Here is an 18050-nt window from a genome sequence, read left to right on the forward strand (position 1 = left end):
TATTATTTTTTATGGCTATTAATTAGGGTAATATTATCTAAATAGATAATTTGGTTCTACAATTTAAATAGCTAATCTTAATTTTATTATTTTTTATTTTTCTTGTTTTTTAATTTAATTCTAGAATAGATAGGAAAATAAAAATTACACAAAACCTCCACTATTTATTTATGGAGGAGGTTTTTTGTTTTTAATATTAATTTAAATTTGTATTTAATATTTTAATCAATCATTTAATATTCAAGAGAATAAGATGTCTAAACTATCATTTTTGATAGAAGAAGCTATTATAATTATAGATAAATGTGAAGATATTTCTTTACTTGAGTTGTTAAGAATAAGATATCTTGGAAAACAAGGATACATAACAAAAAGAATAAATTTACTAAAAAATCTATCAGAAAAAGAACGGATAAATCAAGCTGCAATACTTAACAAAGCTAAACAAGAATTAACAGATTATATAAATAATCACAAAAATAAATTAGAATCTATTGAGTTAAACACATCTTTATTAGAAGAACAAATAGATGTTTCTCTTCCTGGTCGTCGAATAAATAATGGTGGTTTACATCCTATAACTCTTACAATAGATAGAATTGAAGCTTATTTTAGTAAATTAGGTTTTAACATAATTGATGGTTTTGAAATTGAAGATCAATATTATAATTTTGATGCACTTAATATTCCAGAACACCATCCAGCACGCACTAATCATGATACTTTTTGGTTAAATAAATCTACTTTATTACGTACTCAAACTTCAGTAGTGCAGATCAGGATAATGAAACGACAGGGACCACCAATTCGTATAATTTCCTCAGGACGTGTATATCGTAACGATTATGACCAATCTCATACCCCAATGTTTCATCAAGTAGAAGGTTTGGTTATTGATAATAATATAAATTTTACCAATTTAAAAAATACTATTTATGATTTTTTATATAATTTTTTTCGAAAAGATGTAAAAATTCGTTTTCGTCCTTCTTATTTTCCTTTTACGGAACCATCAGCAGAATTTGATGTAATAGATAAAGGAAATAAATGGTTAGAAGTATTAGGTTGCGGAATTGTACATCCAAATATATTAATTAATATGAATATTAATCCCAAAATATATTCTGGGTTTGCTTTTGGTATAGGAATAGAGCGCCTAACCATGTTAAGTTATGGAATCAAAGATATCCGTTCATTTTTCGAAAATAATTTACGTTTTCTTAAACAATTTAAATAAATCTCAGGATTTTGAATGAAATTTAGTGAATTATGGCTACGCGAATGGATTAATCCAAATCTTAATAGTGCTCAATTATGTGATCAAATGACCATGATAGGTTTGGAAGTTGAAAATATATCTTCAGTTGCTGATTTATTCTGCGGTGTATTAACCGGTAAGATCATTGAATGTAAAGAAAAAAATGAATTTAATTCAATAAAATTTACTAAGGTAGATGTAGGTGATGGTAATATATTAAATATCGTATGTAGTTCATCTAACTGTCGTTTAGGTTTGAAGGTTGCTGTAGCTACTGTAGGCACAAAATTACCAAAAAATATACTAGTTAAAAAAACAGAATTTTTTGGAACAATATCAGAAGGTATCATTTGTTCTCTTAATGAATTAGGAATTTCAGATAGCACATCAGAATCATTAACAAAATATAAAAATAATAGCATCATTGAATTACCAATTAATACTCCTATTGGCAAAGATGTTTATAGTTATTTTAAATTTAATGATAATATTATTGATATTAATATCACGCCAAATCGTGCTGATTGTCTTAGTATCATCGGTATAGCTCGTGATATTGCAGCGTTGAATTGTTTATCATTAAAAAAATTAATAATTAATCCAATCACAGCAAAGACAGATAGTATTATACCAATTCATATAGAAGAGTCAAATTCATGTCCTCGATATCTAGCACGAGTAATAAAAGATATTAATATTAATATCACTACACCATTTTGGATGAAAGAAAAATTAAGACGATGTGGAATTATTTCTATAGATATACTAACAGATATTAATAATTATATTATGATAGAAATTGGTCAACCTATACAATCTTATGATTTAGATAATATTGATGGGCATATAAATGTTAGGATGGCAAAAAAAAGTGAAAGATTGACCTTATGTAATGGTAAAAATATTGAGTTAAATGATAAAACATTAGTAATTGCTGATCAAAATAAAATTTTATCAATAGCAGGTATTTGTAAAGGCTTTCATTCTAATATAAATAATAATACTAAAAATGTTTTATTAGAATGTGCTTATTTTAATCCATTATCTATCATTAATAACGCATGTTATTATAATTTACATAATGATATATCACATAGATATGAACGTGGTATTGACCATAAATTGCAATATAAATCACTTGAACTAGCAACTAAATTATTATTAGAAATTTGTAAAGGTAAACCAGGTCCTATAATAGATAAAACATATGTTAAATCGTTACCGTCAGAATTGATAATTAATTTACATCGAGAAACATTAGATCGCATAATTGGTTTTAAGATTCCTGATTACCAAGTTAATAATATATTAAAAAGACTTGGTTTTAAGGTAAACAAAATAAAACATAATTGGAAAATAAAAATACCTAGTTGGAGAGTCGATATATTTATTGAAGAAGACGTGATTGAAGAAATAATTCGTATTTTTGGTTATAATAATATCCAGAATATACCTATGCAGACTAATTTAAAAATTATAGATCACGATCACTATGAAACTATTTTCCCTTTAAAAAGGGCAAAACATTTATTAGTTGATAAAGGATATCAAGAAGTTATCACTTATAGTTTTGTTGATCCTAAGCTTCAAACCCTATTTTTTCCAAATCAAAAAGCTATTAAGATTGTCAACCCTATATCTCAAGAGATGTCCGTTATGCGTTTATCATTATGGACTAATTTAATAAAAACATTAAATTATAATAATAATCATCAACAAAACCGAATACGTTTATTTGAAAGTGGATATTGTTTTTTTCCAGATAAAAAATTTGAATTAGGGGTTCGACAAGAATTTATGCTATCAGGTTTAATAAGTGGAAATAAATTTGAGGACCATTGGGATTGCAAATCTCAACCAGTTGATTTTTATGACTTAAAAGGTGATTTAGAATCTTTATTTGAATTATTTAAAGAAATAGATGACATAGTTTTTAGATCTGCATTAAATCCAGCACTTCATCCTGGAAAAAGTGCTGAGATTTATCTAAATAATAAAAAAATTGGTCTTATAGGTATAATTCATCCAAACTTAAAAAATAAGTTAAAAATAAAAAATGAAACCATAGTATTTGAATTATTTTGGAATGACATTACAGATTGCAAATCTATTATGAGAATAAAAGAAATTTCATATCTTCCAACAAATAGAAGAGATATTTCTTTCATAGTAAATGAAAAAATTCCCATAGCAAACATAATTGCTTTATGTAAAAAAATTGGCATAAATCAGTTGGTTGGGATAAACTTATTAGATGTGTATCGTGGAAAAGGTATTTCTAAAGGTTATAAAAGTCTAACAATTAGTTTGATTTTACAAGATACTAAACGAACACTTAAGGAAGAAGAGATTTCTATGATATTAAATAAGTATATTATTGCATTAAAAGAGCGATTCCAGGTAACCTTGAGGAATTAAACCTATGGCGCTTACAAAAGCTGAAATGTCAGATTATCTATTTGAAAAAATTGGTTTAAGTAAACGTGATTCAAAAGAACTAATAGAAATATTTTTTGAGGAAATTCGTTGTACTTTAGAAAATGGAGAACAAGTAAAACTTTCTGGATTCGGTAATTTTGATTTACGTGATAAAAATCAACGTCCAGGTAGGAATCCTAAAACCGGAGAAAATGTTTCAATTACTGCTCGCCGTGTAGTCACGTTTCGTCCAGGACAAAAATTAAAAAATAGAGTTGAAAACGCAATTTTTAAAGAAAATAATTAATTTTTTATTTACAGAAAAGCCAAATATACTATTGGCTTTTCTGTTCAAATTATAATATTAAAAATACATCATAATTAGATAGATTATTAATTTTTATTTCAAGATTACTATAAGTTCATAAATGTAATATAGATATAACGTGTGAAATATAATGGTTAAGTTTTTACGTTTATTTCCTAAATATGATTAAATTTATATAATAAATAATATAAACAACTAAATTTAGATCTTACTAAAGATATTTATTATAATGTAATAGGATAAAATATTTTTTAATTAAAATAATTTTTATATGCAAAAATTATTTAGATAAAATTAAGATATAAACACCTAATTTTATAATTAAAAATATTTATAATTTGTATCTTAAATTACATTTTTTTTATTTTTTATATCATTTTATTAAGTTAAAAAGGGATAAGCTAAATGTATAGCAAAACCGAAAAACCATTAATACTTTGGTATCACCAAATAAATATTAATGATATTCATTTAGTTGGAGGCAAAAATGCATCTATAGGTGAAATGATTAATAAATTATCCTCTCTTGGCATTAATGTACCAAACGGATACGCAACTACATCTTATGCATTTAATCAATTTCTTAATCAAGATGGCATGAAGAATGATATTTATCATCTTTTAGAAAAAACAAACCTTAATGAAATTGATAAATTGAATAAAATCAGCAAACATATTAGTCAATTGATTTTAAATAAACCACTTCCAGAGCAATTAGAACAAGAAATCTGTAAAGCTTATGAACAAATGTTAATTAGTGATATTAATGCATCTTTTGCTATAAGATCTTCAGCAACCGCTGAAGACTTACCAGATGCATCTTTTGCTGGTCAACAAGAAACATATTTAAATGTTAGGGGTATTGATTCAGTATTAATTTCAGTTAAGAAGGTATATTCTTCATTATTTAGCCCTAGAGCAATTTCGTATCGTATTCATAAAGGATATAACCATCGAAATGTTGCTCTATCGGTGGGTATTCAATATATGGTTCGATCTGATTTATCTTGTTCTGGTGTAATGTTTACTATTGATACTGAATCTGGTTTTGATAAAGTTGTATTTATCACAGCTTCATTAGGTCTTGGAGAAATGATAGTGCAAGGTGCTGTGAATCCAGATGAATTTTATATTTATAAACCTGCATTATTAGCTGATAGACCATCAATAATTCGCAGAATTATAGGATCTAAAAAGGTTAGAATGATTTATTCTAATTGTTCTAAAAATAATAAACAAGTACATATTGAAGCAGTACCTAAAATAGAAAGAGATAAATTTTGTTTAAACGATAATGATCTTCAAATATTAGCTAAACAAGCAATAATAATTGAAAAACATTATAAAAATGCTATGGATATAGAATGGGCAAAAGATGGGAATACAAATAAATTATTTATTTTACAAGCACGTCCAGAAACTGTTTGTTCTAATTTTAATAAAATAGAACGTTATGTTTTACAAGAAAAAAGCGAAATATTAGCTCAAGGTCGTGCTATAGGTCATAGAATAGGTTCCGGAAAAGTAAAGGTTGTTTCCAATATTAATAAAATAAATTCTATCGAAGAAGGAGATGTTTTAGTAACTGATATGACGGGTCCAGATTGGGAGCCAATTATGAAAAAAGTTTCTGCAATTATTACCAATCGAGGAGGTCGCACCTGTCATTCTGCGATTATTGCAAGAGAATTAGGTATTCCTGCGGTAGTTGGATGTGGAGATGCTACTGATCGACTTAATAATATTTCTGCAGTAACTGTATCCTGTTCTGAGGGTGATACTGGATATGTATATAATAATCTGCTTAAATTTACCGTAAATAGTTCAAAAATTGATACAATGCCTAAATTACCATTAAAAATAATGATGAATATTGGTAATCCGAATAATGCATTTAATTTTTCATATTTACCAAATGATGGAGTTGGTCTTGCTCGTTTAGAATTTATCATAAATAGTATGATAGGTATCCATCCAAAAGCAGTGTTAAATTTTAGCAATCAAACAAAGCAAATAAAAAATAAAATCTATCAAGTTATAAAGGGGTTTAAAAATCCAATAGATTTTTATCTATCAAAATTGACAGAAGGTATTGCAACTTTAGGTGCGGCTTTTTTCCCTAAAAAAGTAATTGTTCGTTTTTCTGATTTTAAAACAAATGAATATGCTAATTTAATAGGAGGTATCCAATACGAAGTAAAAGAAGAAAATCCTATGTTAGGTTTTCGTGGAGCAGGACGTTATATAAATGATGGTTTTCGTGATTGTTTTGCTCTTGAGTGCGAGGCAATTAAACGAGTACGTAATGAGATAGGGTTAACTAACATAGAAATAATGATTCCATTCGTTAGAACTATTAAACAAGCAAAATCTGTTATCAAAGAATTGAGTAACCATGGATTAAATCGTGGTGAAAACGATTTGAAAATAATTATGATGTGCGAGATACCAGCTAATGCTTTACTAGCAGATCAATTTTTACAGTATTTTGACGGATTTTCAATTGGTTCTAATGATATGACACAGTTAACATTAGGTATAGATCGTGATTCCAGTATTTTATCTTCTTCATTTAATGAATTTGATGAATCAATAAAAATTTTACTTTCTATGACAATTAAAGCAGCAAAAAAACAAAATAAATATATAGGTATTTGTGGACAAGGGCCCTCTGACAATCCTGATTTTGCATTTTGGTTAATGCAACAAGGAATAGATAGCTTATCTTTAAATCCAGGTAACATTATAGAGTCATGGCTACAAATTGCTAAATTAAGTAATTTAATTTAATTAATAATAGAAATCATCTATAATTTACTAATGTAATGTTCATTTAAGATATTATTCTTATGTTTAAAATAAATAAAATTTAATAAAAACAAATTACTTGTTTTTAAGATTAAAATCATTCGGTCATTTTCTAAATATAAACATTGTATATCTAGTAATCTTTAATATATTCTAATATTAAAATTAAATCTATAGATTACATATATAACTAACTTTATAGAAAACAATTATTTCAGTTTAAAACAAAAGTTAATAGTTCTGATATTTATGTGATATGTTTTAAGAAATTAATATTATTTGAATTTTTATATAATAAACAAAATCATATTAACAATAAAAAAGTATCAATATAGTATATTTTGACCAAAAGATAATATTTTTTGAAAACAGTATTTAGGTTTATTTTTATAAGTTATGTATTTTTTATATTAAAATATCTTTTATTTAAATGTATTTTTATTCTTAATATACTCAATAAAATTTTAATTATTTATAGTCTGTAACTATGAATATTAAAACTAAAATTAGGTTTATATTAATAACACTACACATATGTGATAGGAGAAATGTTATGGAATCCGTTAATGTAAATGATATTTCACATCACGATCTTGTATGGAAGGGATTTACATTAACTAAATCTGCAGAAAAACAATTATCTAATTTAATTAGCAAAGATCCTGAGATAAAAGGATTATGGTTAGGTATAAAAAAATCTGGTTGTGCAGGTTTTAAATATATTATGAATTTAACAAAAGATCCATTGAATGAAGATCTTGAATTTTCATTCAAATCTATTACTTTATTTGTATCAATGCAAGCCATGCCCTTTATTGATGGTACTGAAATAGATTATGTTTACGATGGGTTAAATCATAATTTTAAATTTAATAATCCTAAAGCACAACACTCTTGTGGATGTGGGGAAAGTTTTAGTATAGAGTAAATAGAATATGTCACAAAATACAAAATTATCTGAAAAAAATCAATTTTGGCAAGGTAACTTAAATTATAAAGAAGGATTTTTTACTAAATTAAAAACTGAAAAAATTACCAAAGGTATTAATAAAGATATTATATGTAAAATTTCAGAAAAAAGAAATGAACCAAAATGGATGTTAGAATTTCGTCTTGAATCATTTAATGTTTGGTTAAAAATGGAAGAACCACACTGGATTAAAGGACATTATAATAAACTCAATTATCAAGATTATATTTATTACTCAATACCTTTATGTAGTGATTGCAATAGTAATTCTAATTCATCTAGTTTTAATAATAAATTTGAATATTCAAATAAAAAACATGATATTAACTACTTAACTAAAGAAGTTGAAAATACTTTTAATAAATTAGGAGTTCCAGTTCGTGAAGCAAATGAAGTTGCTATTGATGCAATTTTTGATTCAGTTTCAGTAGCAACTACATACCAAGCTAAATTAGCTAAGCATGGAATTATTTTTTGTTCATTTAATAAAGCAATTCAAGAATATCCAGAACTAGTGAGGAAGTACTTAGGCTCTGTAGTACCAATAAATGACAATTTTTTTGCATCTTTAAATTCTGCTGTAGCATCTGATGGTACTTTTGTTTATATCCCAAAAGGAGTTCGCTGTCCTTTGGAGTTATCAACTTATTTTCGCATTAATGCTGCAAATACTGGGCAGTTTGAAAGAACTATTTTAATAGCAGAAGAAAATAGCTATGTAAGTTATATAGAAGGTTGTTCTGCTCCTATACATAAAACCAATCAATTACATGCAGCAGTAGTAGAAGTAGTAGTTCATAAAAATGCAGAAGTGAAATATTCTACAGTGCAAAATTGGTTTCCAGGACGAAATGGAAAAGGTGGAATCCTAAATTTTGTTACTAAGCGTGCATTATGTAAAGGAAATAACAGTAAAATGTCTTGGACACAATCCGAAACAGGTTCTGCTATTACTTGGAAATATCCAAGTTGTATTTTGCAAGGAGATAATTCAATAGGAAAATTTTATTCAGTAGCATTAACTACTGGATATCAACAAGCTGATAGTGGTACAAAAATGATCCATATTGGAAAAAACACTAAGTCTACTATTATATCAAAAGGAATATCTGCTGGTAAGAGTAAAAATACCTATCGTGGATTAGTAAAAATATTACCACAGGCAAAAAATGCACGTAATTTTACACAATGTGATTCCATGTTAATTGGTCGTAATTGTAGTTCACATACTTTCCCATATATAGAAAATTGTAACAATACAGCACAATTGGAGCATGAAGCTACAACATCTCGTATAGGTGAAGAACAAATGTTTTATTTCTTGCAGCGTGGAATAAGTGAAGAAGATGCTATTTCCATGATAGTTAATGGATTTTGTAAAGATGTCTTTTCTAAATTACCCTTGGAATTTGCTATAGAAGCACAAAAATTATTATCTGTCAACCTTGAACATAGTGTTGGTTAATGTCATATATATATTTCCATTAAACGATGGAAAGGAATAAGATATACTATGTTAAATATAAAAAAACTTAATGTTAGTATTGAAAATAAAACAATTTTAAATGATCTTGATTTAAAAATAAAACCTGGTGAAATCCATGCTATTATGGGCCCTAATGGTTCAGGAAAAAGTACTCTTTCATCAACTGTAACTGGATGTGGAGAATATGAAATAGTCAGTGGATCAATAACTTTTAATAATAAAAATCTATTAAAATTAGAACCTGAACAGCGTGCAGGAGAAGGAATTTTCTTAGCTTTTCAGTATCCAGTTGAAATTCCTGGTGTTAGTAATCATTTTTTTTTGCAAACTGCAATTAACGCAGTTCGTAAATACCGTAATCAAAAAGAACTAGACCGTTTTGAATTACAAGATCTGATTCAAGAAAAAATTGATTTTTTAGATATGCCAGCAGACCTGCTTAAACGTTATGTAAACGTAGGTTTTTCTGGAGGAGAAAAGAAACGTAATGATATTTTACAAATGTCATTATTAGAGCCAAAATTATGTATTTTAGACGAAACTGATTCTGGTCTAGATATAGATGCATTAAAAATTATAGCAAAAGGTGTCAATAATTTAAGAAACGAAGATCGTTCTTTTATTATTATTACACATTACCAACGTATTCTGAATTATATAGAACCAGATTTAGTACATGTATTATATAACGGAAGTATAGTAAAATCTGGTGATTTTTCTTTGGTTAGACAGTTAGAGGAACATGGTTATGGCTGGCTTTCCGATAAAAAATGATATTGCTTTACAAAAATTCAATAATTTATTTATATCAAATATTACAAATCGTTCGACTCAAGCTAAAAAACATTGGAACAAATTAATAAAAATGGGTTTTCCAAATAGTAAAGATGAAAATTGGAAGTATACACCTTTAGATACTTTTATATCACAAGAATTTGTTTTACCGGGAAAAATTCAATTAAATATTAATGATGTAAACAAATTATCACTTCCTTTAGATGCTTTCCGCTTGATTTTTATTAATGGTCAATTTAAACCACTACTAAGTTCTTATGACAGTAAAATATTTGAGATTAAAAACTATATAACAAATAAAAATATAAAATTACCACAACCTATTCAGCCTGAAGTATTTTTACATTTAACTGAAGGTTTGACTGAAGAAATTACTGTTATTCGTTTACTGAGTAATCAAGAAGCATTATTTCCTATATATTTATTACACATAACTGATGGTTATCAAGATAGACTTAACACAGTGCATTATCGTCATCATTTAATTTTAGAAGATAATACTAAAGCTGAGATAATAGAGCATTTTGTAACTCTAAATTTAAAGGCACATTTTACTGGTTCACGTTTAACTGTGAATATAGCCAATAATTCTAACTTAAGACATGTCAAGTTAGCTTTTGAAAGTAGTAAAAGTTATCACTTCTCCCATAATGACATAATAATTGGCAATCATTCAAAGATTATCAGCAATACATTTGTGATAGGCGCAAATATAATGCGTCATAATACCAGTATTAAATTAGAAGGTAATAATTCTGAATTGATAATTAATAGTTTATCTTTACCGAAAGATCAAGAAATATTTGATATACGTACTCATCTAGAACACAATAAAAGTTATTGTACAAGTCGTCAAAAACATAAAGCCATAGTATTAGACAGAGGTCGTTCAGTTTTTAATGGCCATATTAAAGTTGCTTCAGATGCAATAAAAACAGATGGTAAAATGATTAACAATAATTTATTGTTAGGTACTCAAGCTGAAGTTTATACTAAACCTCAATTAGAAATTTATGCAGACGATGTAAAATGCAGTCATGGAGCTACAGTTGGATGCATAGATGATAAACAGATTTTTTATTTAATATCAAGAGGTATTAGTACGAATGATGCAATGAGAATGTTAATAGATGCGTTTGCTATAGAGTTAATTGAAATATTAGAAAACAGTATAATAAAAAAAGCTATTTTAAATCGTATGTATCGACGTATTTCTAGAGAAGATATGTGATAAATTTTAATCTTGAGCTTATTAGGAATGATTTTCCTATTTTAAAAACCAAAATTAATGGTCATTTTTTAGCTTACTTTGATAATGCTGCTAGTTCCCAACGTCCTTTAGATGTAATTAATGCTGAAAAGTATTTTTATAAAAACAATTACTCAGCTGTACATCGTGGAATTCATACGTTAAGTGCTCAAGCAACTAGTCATATGGAACAAGTCCGTAGTCAAGTAGCATGTTTTATAAATGCATCATCTCATAATGAAATTATATTCGTTAAAGGTACTACAGAAGGAATAAACCTCATAGCTAATAGTTGGGGCAGTATTAACATAGGTTATAATGATAACATAATTATCACTGAGATGGAACATCATTCTAACATAGTGCCATGGCAACTTTTAGCTAAAAGAGTTGGTGCAGAAATTCGTGTATTACCTTTGAATAAAGGAGGTAATTTATTTGTTGAAAAACTTACTAATTTAATTGATAAAAATACACGTCTATTCGCAATAACACATGTTTCTAATGTTCTTGGAATAATAAATCCAATTCAAGATATTATAGCTAAAGTTAAATCTAAATCTACAGGTATCATTACTGTTGTAGATGGCGCACAAGCTGTAATGCATAATAAGGTTGATGTCCAAAAGATTGGATGTGATTTTTATGTTTTTTCTGGACATAAAATATATGGACCGACCGGTATTGGTATATTATACGGGAGAAAAAATATATTAAATGAGATGCCTCCATGGCAGGGCGGAGGTTCTATGATTAGTGACGTAACCATACCTAATGGTACGACATGGAACAGCGTACCTTGGCGTTTTGAAGCAGGGACACCAAATATTATTGGAATTATAGGATTAGGTGCTGCTCTGACTTATATTCAAAAATTAGGATTAAAAGTAATTAATGAACGTGAAAATGATTTGGTTTGTTATGCATATAAACAATTATCATCTATATCAGATATTCAATTATACAGTCCTTTAAATAATAATGGTATTATTTCGTTCAATCTTGGTAAACATCATTCTTTTGATGTTGGAAGTTTCTTAGATCAATTTGGAATTGCTATTCGCACAGGTCACCATTGTGCAATTCCATTGATGAGACATTATAATGTGTCATCAATGTGTCGAGCTTCCTTGGCTTTTTACAATAGTGAAGAAGAAATAGACCGTTTAGTATCAAGTCTAATACATATCAATCGTTTATTAAAAATTTAAATTTAATTATCTTTAAATAGCTTAATTGGAGTGATTAACAGTGACTTTACCAGAAAAAGAAAAGTTGATTTTCAACTTTAATCGCTGTTCTAATTGGGAAGAAAAATATCTTTATATAATTGAATTAGGAAGAAAAATTCCAGTTATATCTAAAAATTTACATAATCCTGAAAATATGATTGGTGGTTGTCAAAGCCATGTATGGATTAAAATAACACCAAAACCAGACGGTACTGTTATTTTTGAAGGGGACAGCGATTCAATTATAGTCAAGGGATTGATTGCTATAATATTTATTATATATAATAATTTACTTATGTCTGACATAATGATTTTAGATATCGGTTATTGGTTCAATAAATTATCACTAACACAACATATCACACCTACTCGTTCACAAGGAATAGAAGCAGTAATTAGATCTATTCGTCATTCTATAAAAAAAATATCTAAAAATAGTTTTGAACATGCTAATAATAGAAATAAATAAATATTTATTTATTCTATATTATACCGCAATTCACTTATTGCGATATATTTTAAATATCAACTAAATTGAAATAATTTTAGTTGATTGATATTAATATGGATTTATTTAATGTTAATATATTATAATGTTGAATTACAATTAGTGCGTTCTAATGGATTTGAACCATTGACCCCCACCAAGTCAAGGTGGTGCTCTACCATCTGAGCTAAGAACGCAATAACCCAACAAACTAAAATTATACCTGTTTTGAATCAATTTTAGCAAGAATTTTATTATTAATTTTTTAACAAAATCAATAAATATTGAATTTGATAATTAAAGAAATTAAATGTTATTTTAAATAAAATCTTTTGAAAAATTTAGCTATTTTAATAAGGCAAAAATAATATGTTTACTGGTATTGTAGAAGGAATTGCAGAAATAGTATCTATTGAAAAAAAACATTTTCCTTATAATTATACTATCAGATTTCCTAAAGAACTAATAGCTAATTTAAATTTAGGAGCTTCAGTAATGATTGATGGTTGCTGTTTAACTGTTAATAATATCAATGATTGTTTTGTTAGTTTTGCATTAATTATGGAGACATTAAAAGTTAGTAATTTAGATAATTTGTGTGAAGGAGATATGGTAAATATTGAACGTGCAATAAAAATAAACCATGAAATAGGAGGACATTTAATGTCAGGTCATGTTATGACCACAGCTGAAATTTATGAAGTAATTAAATCAGATTGTAATTATGTTTTATGGTTTAAAATGATAAACTTAAAAAATATGAAATATATTTTTAATAAGGGATTTATAGGAATAGATGGGATTAGTTTAACAGTAGGTGATGTTTTCGATAGAAATTTTTGTGTTTTCATTATACCTGAAACATTGAAAAGAACTACTATTGGCAGAAAAAGACTTGGTTATTTTGCAAATATTGAAATAGATTTACATACTCAAGTTATAGTAGATACAGTTGAACGTTTAATTCCTTTATATAAAAACAATATTAATTATTGATATAATCTATTATTTCTTTAGATGATAATTAAGGGTTAAAACAAATAATTGAAAGAAATTATATTTGTTGATAAAATAAGGTTAGATTAAAATTAATATAAATTATTAAATTTTTTATCTAATACATTGATTATTTTGCTAAACTGATTATCTTCATCCATCCTTACATAAAAGCCGTTATTATAAAGTAATAATAAAATATTTGACTGATATATCGATGTGTAATTTTTATTTTAAGTTAAAAAACATTAATATTAAGAATGTAATTATCAATTTAAATTAAAAAATTCTTAACATAAAAATTATAAATAATTTATTTTAAGGAATGTGACTATGGTTGATAGTATTATACAAAAAATTGAACGTCAAATTAAAGAAAATCCAATCATATTATATATGAAAGGATCTCCTAGTCAACCAAGTTGCGGCTTCTCCGCTCAAGCAGTGAAATTTTTATCAGCTTGCGGAGAACGTTTTGCCTATGTAGATATCTTAAAAAATCCTGACATCCGTTCAGAATTACCCAGGTATTCAAATTGGCCTACTTTTCCTCAACTATGGATCAATGGTGAATTAATAGGTGGTTGTGATATCATTGTTGAAATGTTTAATTGTAATGAATTACAAGCTATTATTAAACAAGCCATTAAAAAAAATAAAACAATCAAAAAATTATAAAGCCGACATATCAGTTGGCTTTATAATAAAATTATTTTTCTGTATTATCAGTAAACTTTGGTGGCCAACCTCCTAATCTCTTCCAACGATTTACTAATTCACAAAATAGTACTGCAGTTTGTTCTGTGTCATAAAGTGCAGAATGTGCCTGAATATTATCAAAATTTATACCAGCAGCTTTACATGCTTTTGCTAAAACTGTTTGCCCTAAAATAAGTCCACTTAATGTAGCAGTATCAAAGGTAGCAAAGGGATGAAATGGGCTATGCTTTAGACTAGTACGTTCAATAGCTGCCATCATAAATTTAAAATCAAAAGTTGCATTATGAGCTACCATGATAGCACAATTGCAACCTGTATCCTTTATACCTTTTCTAACCATCTCAAAAATAGCATTAAGCGCTTCATATTCACTAACAGCACTACGTAAAGGATTTGTCGGATCAATACCAGTAAATGCAAGTGATTCAGGGTTTAGTAGTGATCCTTTGAATGGTTCAATATGAAAGTGCCTTGTTTCATTTAGGTGAATCCATCCATGTGAATCCATTTTTAAAGTAATTGCAGCAATTTCCAATAGAGCATCAGTCTGTTCGTTAAAACCAGCAGTTTCAATATCTACTACCACGGGATAAAAACCACGAAATCGTTGATTGATAGAATTTAAATAATTTAATTCAGACATAATCTCTCATTTTATAGAATATAACAATGAACTTTAATTTGTTTTTTATTGCAAATAATTATTCTAATTTAATTAAAAATTTAGTTTAATTTTGTTTTATAAAATTAATATTATGATTTATTAATTTATTATATAAATACGTTTGTAAATAAATATTATATTCTTAGATGTTTAGAAAAATTACTTCTTATAAAGATTAATATTTAGGGTTTTATAAAACAATAAGTCATTTTATTATTTATTTTAAAAAAGATCAATTTAATTGTTTAATTGCTATGATAACCATACTTGTTTATTAATTTATTTAATATAATTATATAAATTAAAAATATTTAAATATTAACATGATAAATAAAAATTATTTTTATTTATAAAGAAACGAATAGCCTATTTTTGATAAAATTATCATTAATTAAATATAATTTTGAATTAAGTATTAAATTTTATAAATATATAGGTTAGACTTTAAAATTATTTAAAAAATAAATTATATTATTAATATTTTTGATATAAATTAAAATATTTTAAATGAGAAATTATTATGATTTTATATATGTAATTATTATTTTAAAATAATTTAATAAAATATTGTTATTAATTATTAAAATGAGTAATTAATCATGAAAGATATAAAAGAAACAACTGATATTTCTAACTTACGCCGAGAATATATAAAAGGAAGATTAAGCCGCAAAGACTTACCAGATAATCCACTAATTTTATTTGATCATTGGTTAATAGATGCTTGTAAATCATTTATACCAGATCCAACGGCAATGACATTAGCAACAGTAGATCAAAATGGTCAACCTTATCAACGTACTGTTTTATTAAAATATTACGATAAAAAAGGTATGGTATTCTATACCCATTTCAATAGTAGAAAGGTTATCCATTTAAAAAAAAATCCAAAGATTTCATTACATTTTCTCTGGCATTGTCTTGATCGTCAATTAATGATTTTAGGCAAAATAGAGCAATTATCAATGTTGGAAACATTAAAATATTTTTATAAACGTCCTCGTGAAAGCCAAATTACTACCTGGGTTTCTAAACAATCATCTTTTATTTCATCACGTGAAGTTCTTGAAAAAAGTTTTTTAGATATGAAAAGTAAATTCAAGAATCGTGAAATACCATTACCTAGTTTTTGGGGTGGATTTAGAGTAAAATTTAACACCATGGAATTTTGGCAAGGTGGTGAACATCGACTACATGATAGATTTTTATATCAATTAGAAGATAATATCTGGAGAATAAATAGACTTGCGCCATGAATAATTTTTTTATTATTATAATAGCAAATTAATTAATTTAGGTATAAAAATGATTACAAACAATATTATAGAATATCTCTATAGCAGATCTTTGATATTTCAATTAACAAATAAAGAGCAATTAATAAAAAAATTGCAACAAGGTCCTAGTGTGCTTTATTGTGGCTTTGATCCTACTGCAGAAAGCCTACATTTAGGCCATTTAATACCTTTAATATGTTTAAAACACTTTCAAAATTTAGGTCATAAACCTATTTTATTATTAGGAGGAGCTACTGGCTTAATTGGGGATCCTAGCTTTAAGGCTACAGAACGTAAATTTAACGATAATAACCTTATAAAGACATGGACAGAAAAAATACAAACACAACTTATAAAGTTTTTAAATTTTGATTGTGGATTTAATAGCGCTGTTATTGTAAATAATCTTGATTGGTTTAATAATATGAATATATTATCTTTTCTGAGAAATATAGGTAAACATTTTTCTGTCAATCAAATGATCAACAAAGAGGCTATTAAACAAAGATTAAACCGTGATGATCATGGTATATCTTTTACTGAATTTTCTTATAATTTATTACAAAGTTATGATTTTGCTTATTTAAATAAATTATTAGATGTTTCTTTACAAATTGGTGGTTCTGATCAATGGGGTAATATCACGTCAGGTATTAATTTAACACGCCGTTTAAATAATAGCCAAGTTTTTGGTTTAACTTTTCCTTTAATCACAAAATCTGACGGTACTAAATTTGGTAAAACTGAAAAAGAAACTATATGGTTAGATCCTAAAAAAACTAGTCCTTATAAATTTTATCAATTTTGGATTAATACTGCTGATGCTGATGTTTATCGTTTTTTAAAATATTTTACATCTATTAGCCTTGATGAAATAAAAATATTAGAGCATAAAGATAAAAATATAAATAAAGTACCTGAAGCACAATATATATTAGCTGAACAAGTTACTAATTTAGTCCATGGAAAAAGTGCCCTAGACTCTGCAAAAAATATTACTCATAATTTATTTTCTAACAGAATAGATAAAATAAATGAATCTGATTTTAAACAACTTTCTTATGATGGTATTCCAACTGTTCATCTTGATGGACCCGAAGATTTACAACAAGTTTTAGTAAAATCAAAACTAGTAACTTCACGTAGCCAAGCCCGTACTATGATTTATAGTAATGCTATTTATATAAATGGTAAACAACAATCTAATCCTAAATATAAACTCAATGATATTGATAAATTATTTAATAAATATACATTAGTGCGTCGTGGTAAAAAAAATTATTGTTTAATAAATTGGGTATAAATTTTTATATTTTAGAAAAAATTAATATAAGCAGCCTTTGTTAATAAAATTTAATTTAA

Annotated in this window: 15 protein-coding genes and 1 tRNA gene; 14 read left to right on the forward strand and 2 right to left on the reverse strand. The window is 26.5% G+C overall.

Going from position 1 to position 18050, the window contains the following annotated elements; translation table 11 throughout:
* The first annotated feature begins 253 nt into the window (after positions 1–253).
* The 10 genes from pheS (at position 254) to sufE (ending at position 13013) form a co-directional block, all read left to right on the forward strand.
* Positions 254–1237 (forward strand): phenylalanine--tRNA ligase subunit alpha, encoded by a 984-nt coding sequence (gene pheS / locus CRV09_RS00735; RefSeq protein ID WP_136132227.1) that lies wholly within the window; start codon positions 254–256, stop codon positions 1235–1237.
* Between the two features lie 15 nt (positions 1238–1252).
* Positions 1253–3676, forward strand: coding sequence for a phenylalanine--tRNA ligase subunit beta (gene pheT, locus CRV09_RS00740; RefSeq protein ID WP_136132228.1), 2424 nt, complete (start codon positions 1253–1255; stop codon positions 3674–3676).
* A gap of 4 nt (positions 3677–3680) precedes the next feature.
* A complete protein-coding gene (gene ihfA, locus CRV09_RS00745; protein ID WP_136132229.1) occupies positions 3681–3983 on the forward strand; it encodes an integration host factor subunit alpha in 303 nt (100 codons plus the stop codon).
* A 426-nt stretch (positions 3984–4409) separates the two neighbouring features.
* Positions 4410–6794 (forward strand): phosphoenolpyruvate synthase, encoded by a 2385-nt coding sequence (gene ppsA, locus CRV09_RS00750; protein ID WP_136132230.1) that lies wholly within the window; start codon positions 4410–4412, stop codon positions 6792–6794.
* A gap of 571 nt (positions 6795–7365) precedes the next feature.
* On the forward strand, positions 7366–7740 hold the full coding sequence (sufA, locus tag CRV09_RS00755) for a Fe-S cluster assembly scaffold SufA (protein WP_136132231.1): 375 nt from the start codon (positions 7366–7368) through the stop codon (positions 7738–7740).
* Positions 7741–7747: 7 nt separating this feature from the next.
* Positions 7748–9247: a Fe-S cluster assembly protein SufB gene (sufB, locus tag CRV09_RS00760; protein WP_136132232.1), complete on the forward strand. Its 1500-nt coding sequence runs from the start codon at positions 7748–7750 to the stop codon at positions 9245–9247.
* Between the two features lie 48 nt (positions 9248–9295).
* Positions 9296–10042 carry a Fe-S cluster assembly ATPase SufC gene (gene sufC, locus CRV09_RS00765; protein ID WP_136132233.1) on the forward strand — a complete coding sequence of 249 codons (747 nt, stop codon included), beginning with the start codon at positions 9296–9298 and terminating at the stop codon, positions 10040–10042.
* The gene (gene sufD / locus CRV09_RS00770) at positions 10017–11294 is read left to right on the forward strand and encodes a Fe-S cluster assembly protein SufD (protein WP_136132234.1); all 1278 of its coding nucleotides are present in this window, start codon (positions 10017–10019) and stop codon (positions 11292–11294) included. Before sufC ends, sufD begins: the two co-directional genes overlap by 26 nt.
* The gene (sufS, locus tag CRV09_RS00775) at positions 11294–12523 is read left to right on the forward strand and encodes a cysteine desulfurase SufS (RefSeq protein WP_136132402.1); all 1230 of its coding nucleotides are present in this window, start codon (positions 11294–11296) and stop codon (positions 12521–12523) included. Before sufD ends, sufS begins: the two co-directional genes overlap by 1 nt.
* Positions 12524–12563: 40 nt before the next feature.
* Complete coding sequence (gene sufE / locus CRV09_RS00780) at positions 12564–13013, forward strand: cysteine desulfuration protein SufE (RefSeq protein WP_136132235.1); 450 nt, start codon at positions 12564–12566, stop codon at positions 13011–13013.
* 142 nt (positions 13014–13155) lie between these two features.
* Here the strand turns inward: sufE and CRV09_RS00785 are convergent.
* Positions 13156–13228, reverse strand: a tRNA-Val gene (locus tag CRV09_RS00785).
* Between the two features lie 172 nt (positions 13229–13400).
* Between CRV09_RS00785 and CRV09_RS00790 the strand changes: the two genes are divergently transcribed.
* Positions 13401–14027: a riboflavin synthase subunit alpha gene (locus CRV09_RS00790; protein ID WP_136132236.1), complete on the forward strand. Its 627-nt coding sequence runs from the start codon at positions 13401–13403 to the stop codon at positions 14025–14027.
* Positions 14028–14360: 333 nt separating this feature from the next.
* Complete coding sequence (grxD, locus tag CRV09_RS00795; protein WP_136132237.1) at positions 14361–14705, forward strand: Grx4 family monothiol glutaredoxin; 345 nt, start codon at positions 14361–14363, stop codon at positions 14703–14705.
* A gap of 31 nt (positions 14706–14736) precedes the next feature.
* Here the strand turns inward: grxD and rnt are convergent, their stop codons facing one another.
* Positions 14737–15390 (reverse strand): ribonuclease T, encoded by a 654-nt coding sequence (rnt, locus tag CRV09_RS00800; protein ID WP_136132238.1) that lies wholly within the window; start codon positions 15388–15390, stop codon positions 14737–14739.
* Between the two features lie 620 nt (positions 15391–16010).
* Between rnt and pdxH the strand changes: the two genes are divergently transcribed.
* On the forward strand, positions 16011–16667 hold the full coding sequence (pdxH, locus tag CRV09_RS00805; protein WP_136132239.1) for a pyridoxamine 5'-phosphate oxidase: 657 nt from the start codon (positions 16011–16013) through the stop codon (positions 16665–16667).
* A gap of 49 nt (positions 16668–16716) precedes the next feature.
* Complete coding sequence (gene tyrS, locus CRV09_RS00810; RefSeq protein ID WP_136132240.1) at positions 16717–17991, forward strand: tyrosine--tRNA ligase; 1275 nt, start codon at positions 16717–16719, stop codon at positions 17989–17991.
* Positions 17992–18050 lie beyond the last annotated feature (59 nt).

This window comes from Candidatus Pantoea edessiphila, assembly GCF_002933345.1.
In the GTDB taxonomy this organism is placed as follows: domain Bacteria; phylum Pseudomonadota; class Gammaproteobacteria; order Enterobacterales; family Enterobacteriaceae; genus Pantoea_C.

Excerpts from the sequence above, each read along its gene's own strand:
- pheS (WP_136132227.1), top strand. The coding sequence starts at position 254 with ATGTCTAAACTATCATTTTTGATAGAAGAAGCTATTATAATTATAGAT.
- pheT (WP_136132228.1), top strand. The coding sequence starts at position 1,253 with ATGAAATTTAGTGAATTATGGCTACGCGAATGGATTAATCCAAATCTT.
- ihfA (WP_136132229.1), top strand. The coding sequence starts at position 3,681 with ATGGCGCTTACAAAAGCTGAAATGTCAGATTATCTATTTGAAAAAATT.
- ppsA (WP_136132230.1), top strand. The coding sequence starts at position 4,410 with ATGTATAGCAAAACCGAAAAACCATTAATACTTTGGTATCACCAAATA.
- sufA (WP_136132231.1), top strand. The coding sequence starts at position 7,366 with ATGGAATCCGTTAATGTAAATGATATTTCACATCACGATCTTGTATGG.
- sufB (WP_136132232.1), top strand. The coding sequence starts at position 7,748 with ATGTCACAAAATACAAAATTATCTGAAAAAAATCAATTTTGGCAAGGT.
- sufC (WP_136132233.1), top strand. The coding sequence starts at position 9,296 with ATGTTAAATATAAAAAAACTTAATGTTAGTATTGAAAATAAAACAATT.
- sufD (WP_136132234.1), top strand. The coding sequence starts at position 10,017 with ATGGCTGGCTTTCCGATAAAAAATGATATTGCTTTACAAAAATTCAAT.
- CRV09_RS00790 (WP_136132236.1), top strand. The coding sequence starts at position 13,401 with ATGTTTACTGGTATTGTAGAAGGAATTGCAGAAATAGTATCTATTGAA.
- grxD (WP_136132237.1), top strand. The coding sequence starts at position 14,361 with ATGGTTGATAGTATTATACAAAAAATTGAACGTCAAATTAAAGAAAAT.
- rnt (WP_136132238.1), bottom strand. The coding sequence starts at position 15,390 with ATGTCTGAATTAAATTATTTAAATTCTATCAATCAACGATTTCGTGGT.
- pdxH (WP_136132239.1), top strand. The coding sequence starts at position 16,011 with ATGAAAGATATAAAAGAAACAACTGATATTTCTAACTTACGCCGAGAA.
- tyrS (WP_136132240.1), top strand. The coding sequence starts at position 16,717 with ATGATTACAAACAATATTATAGAATATCTCTATAGCAGATCTTTGATA.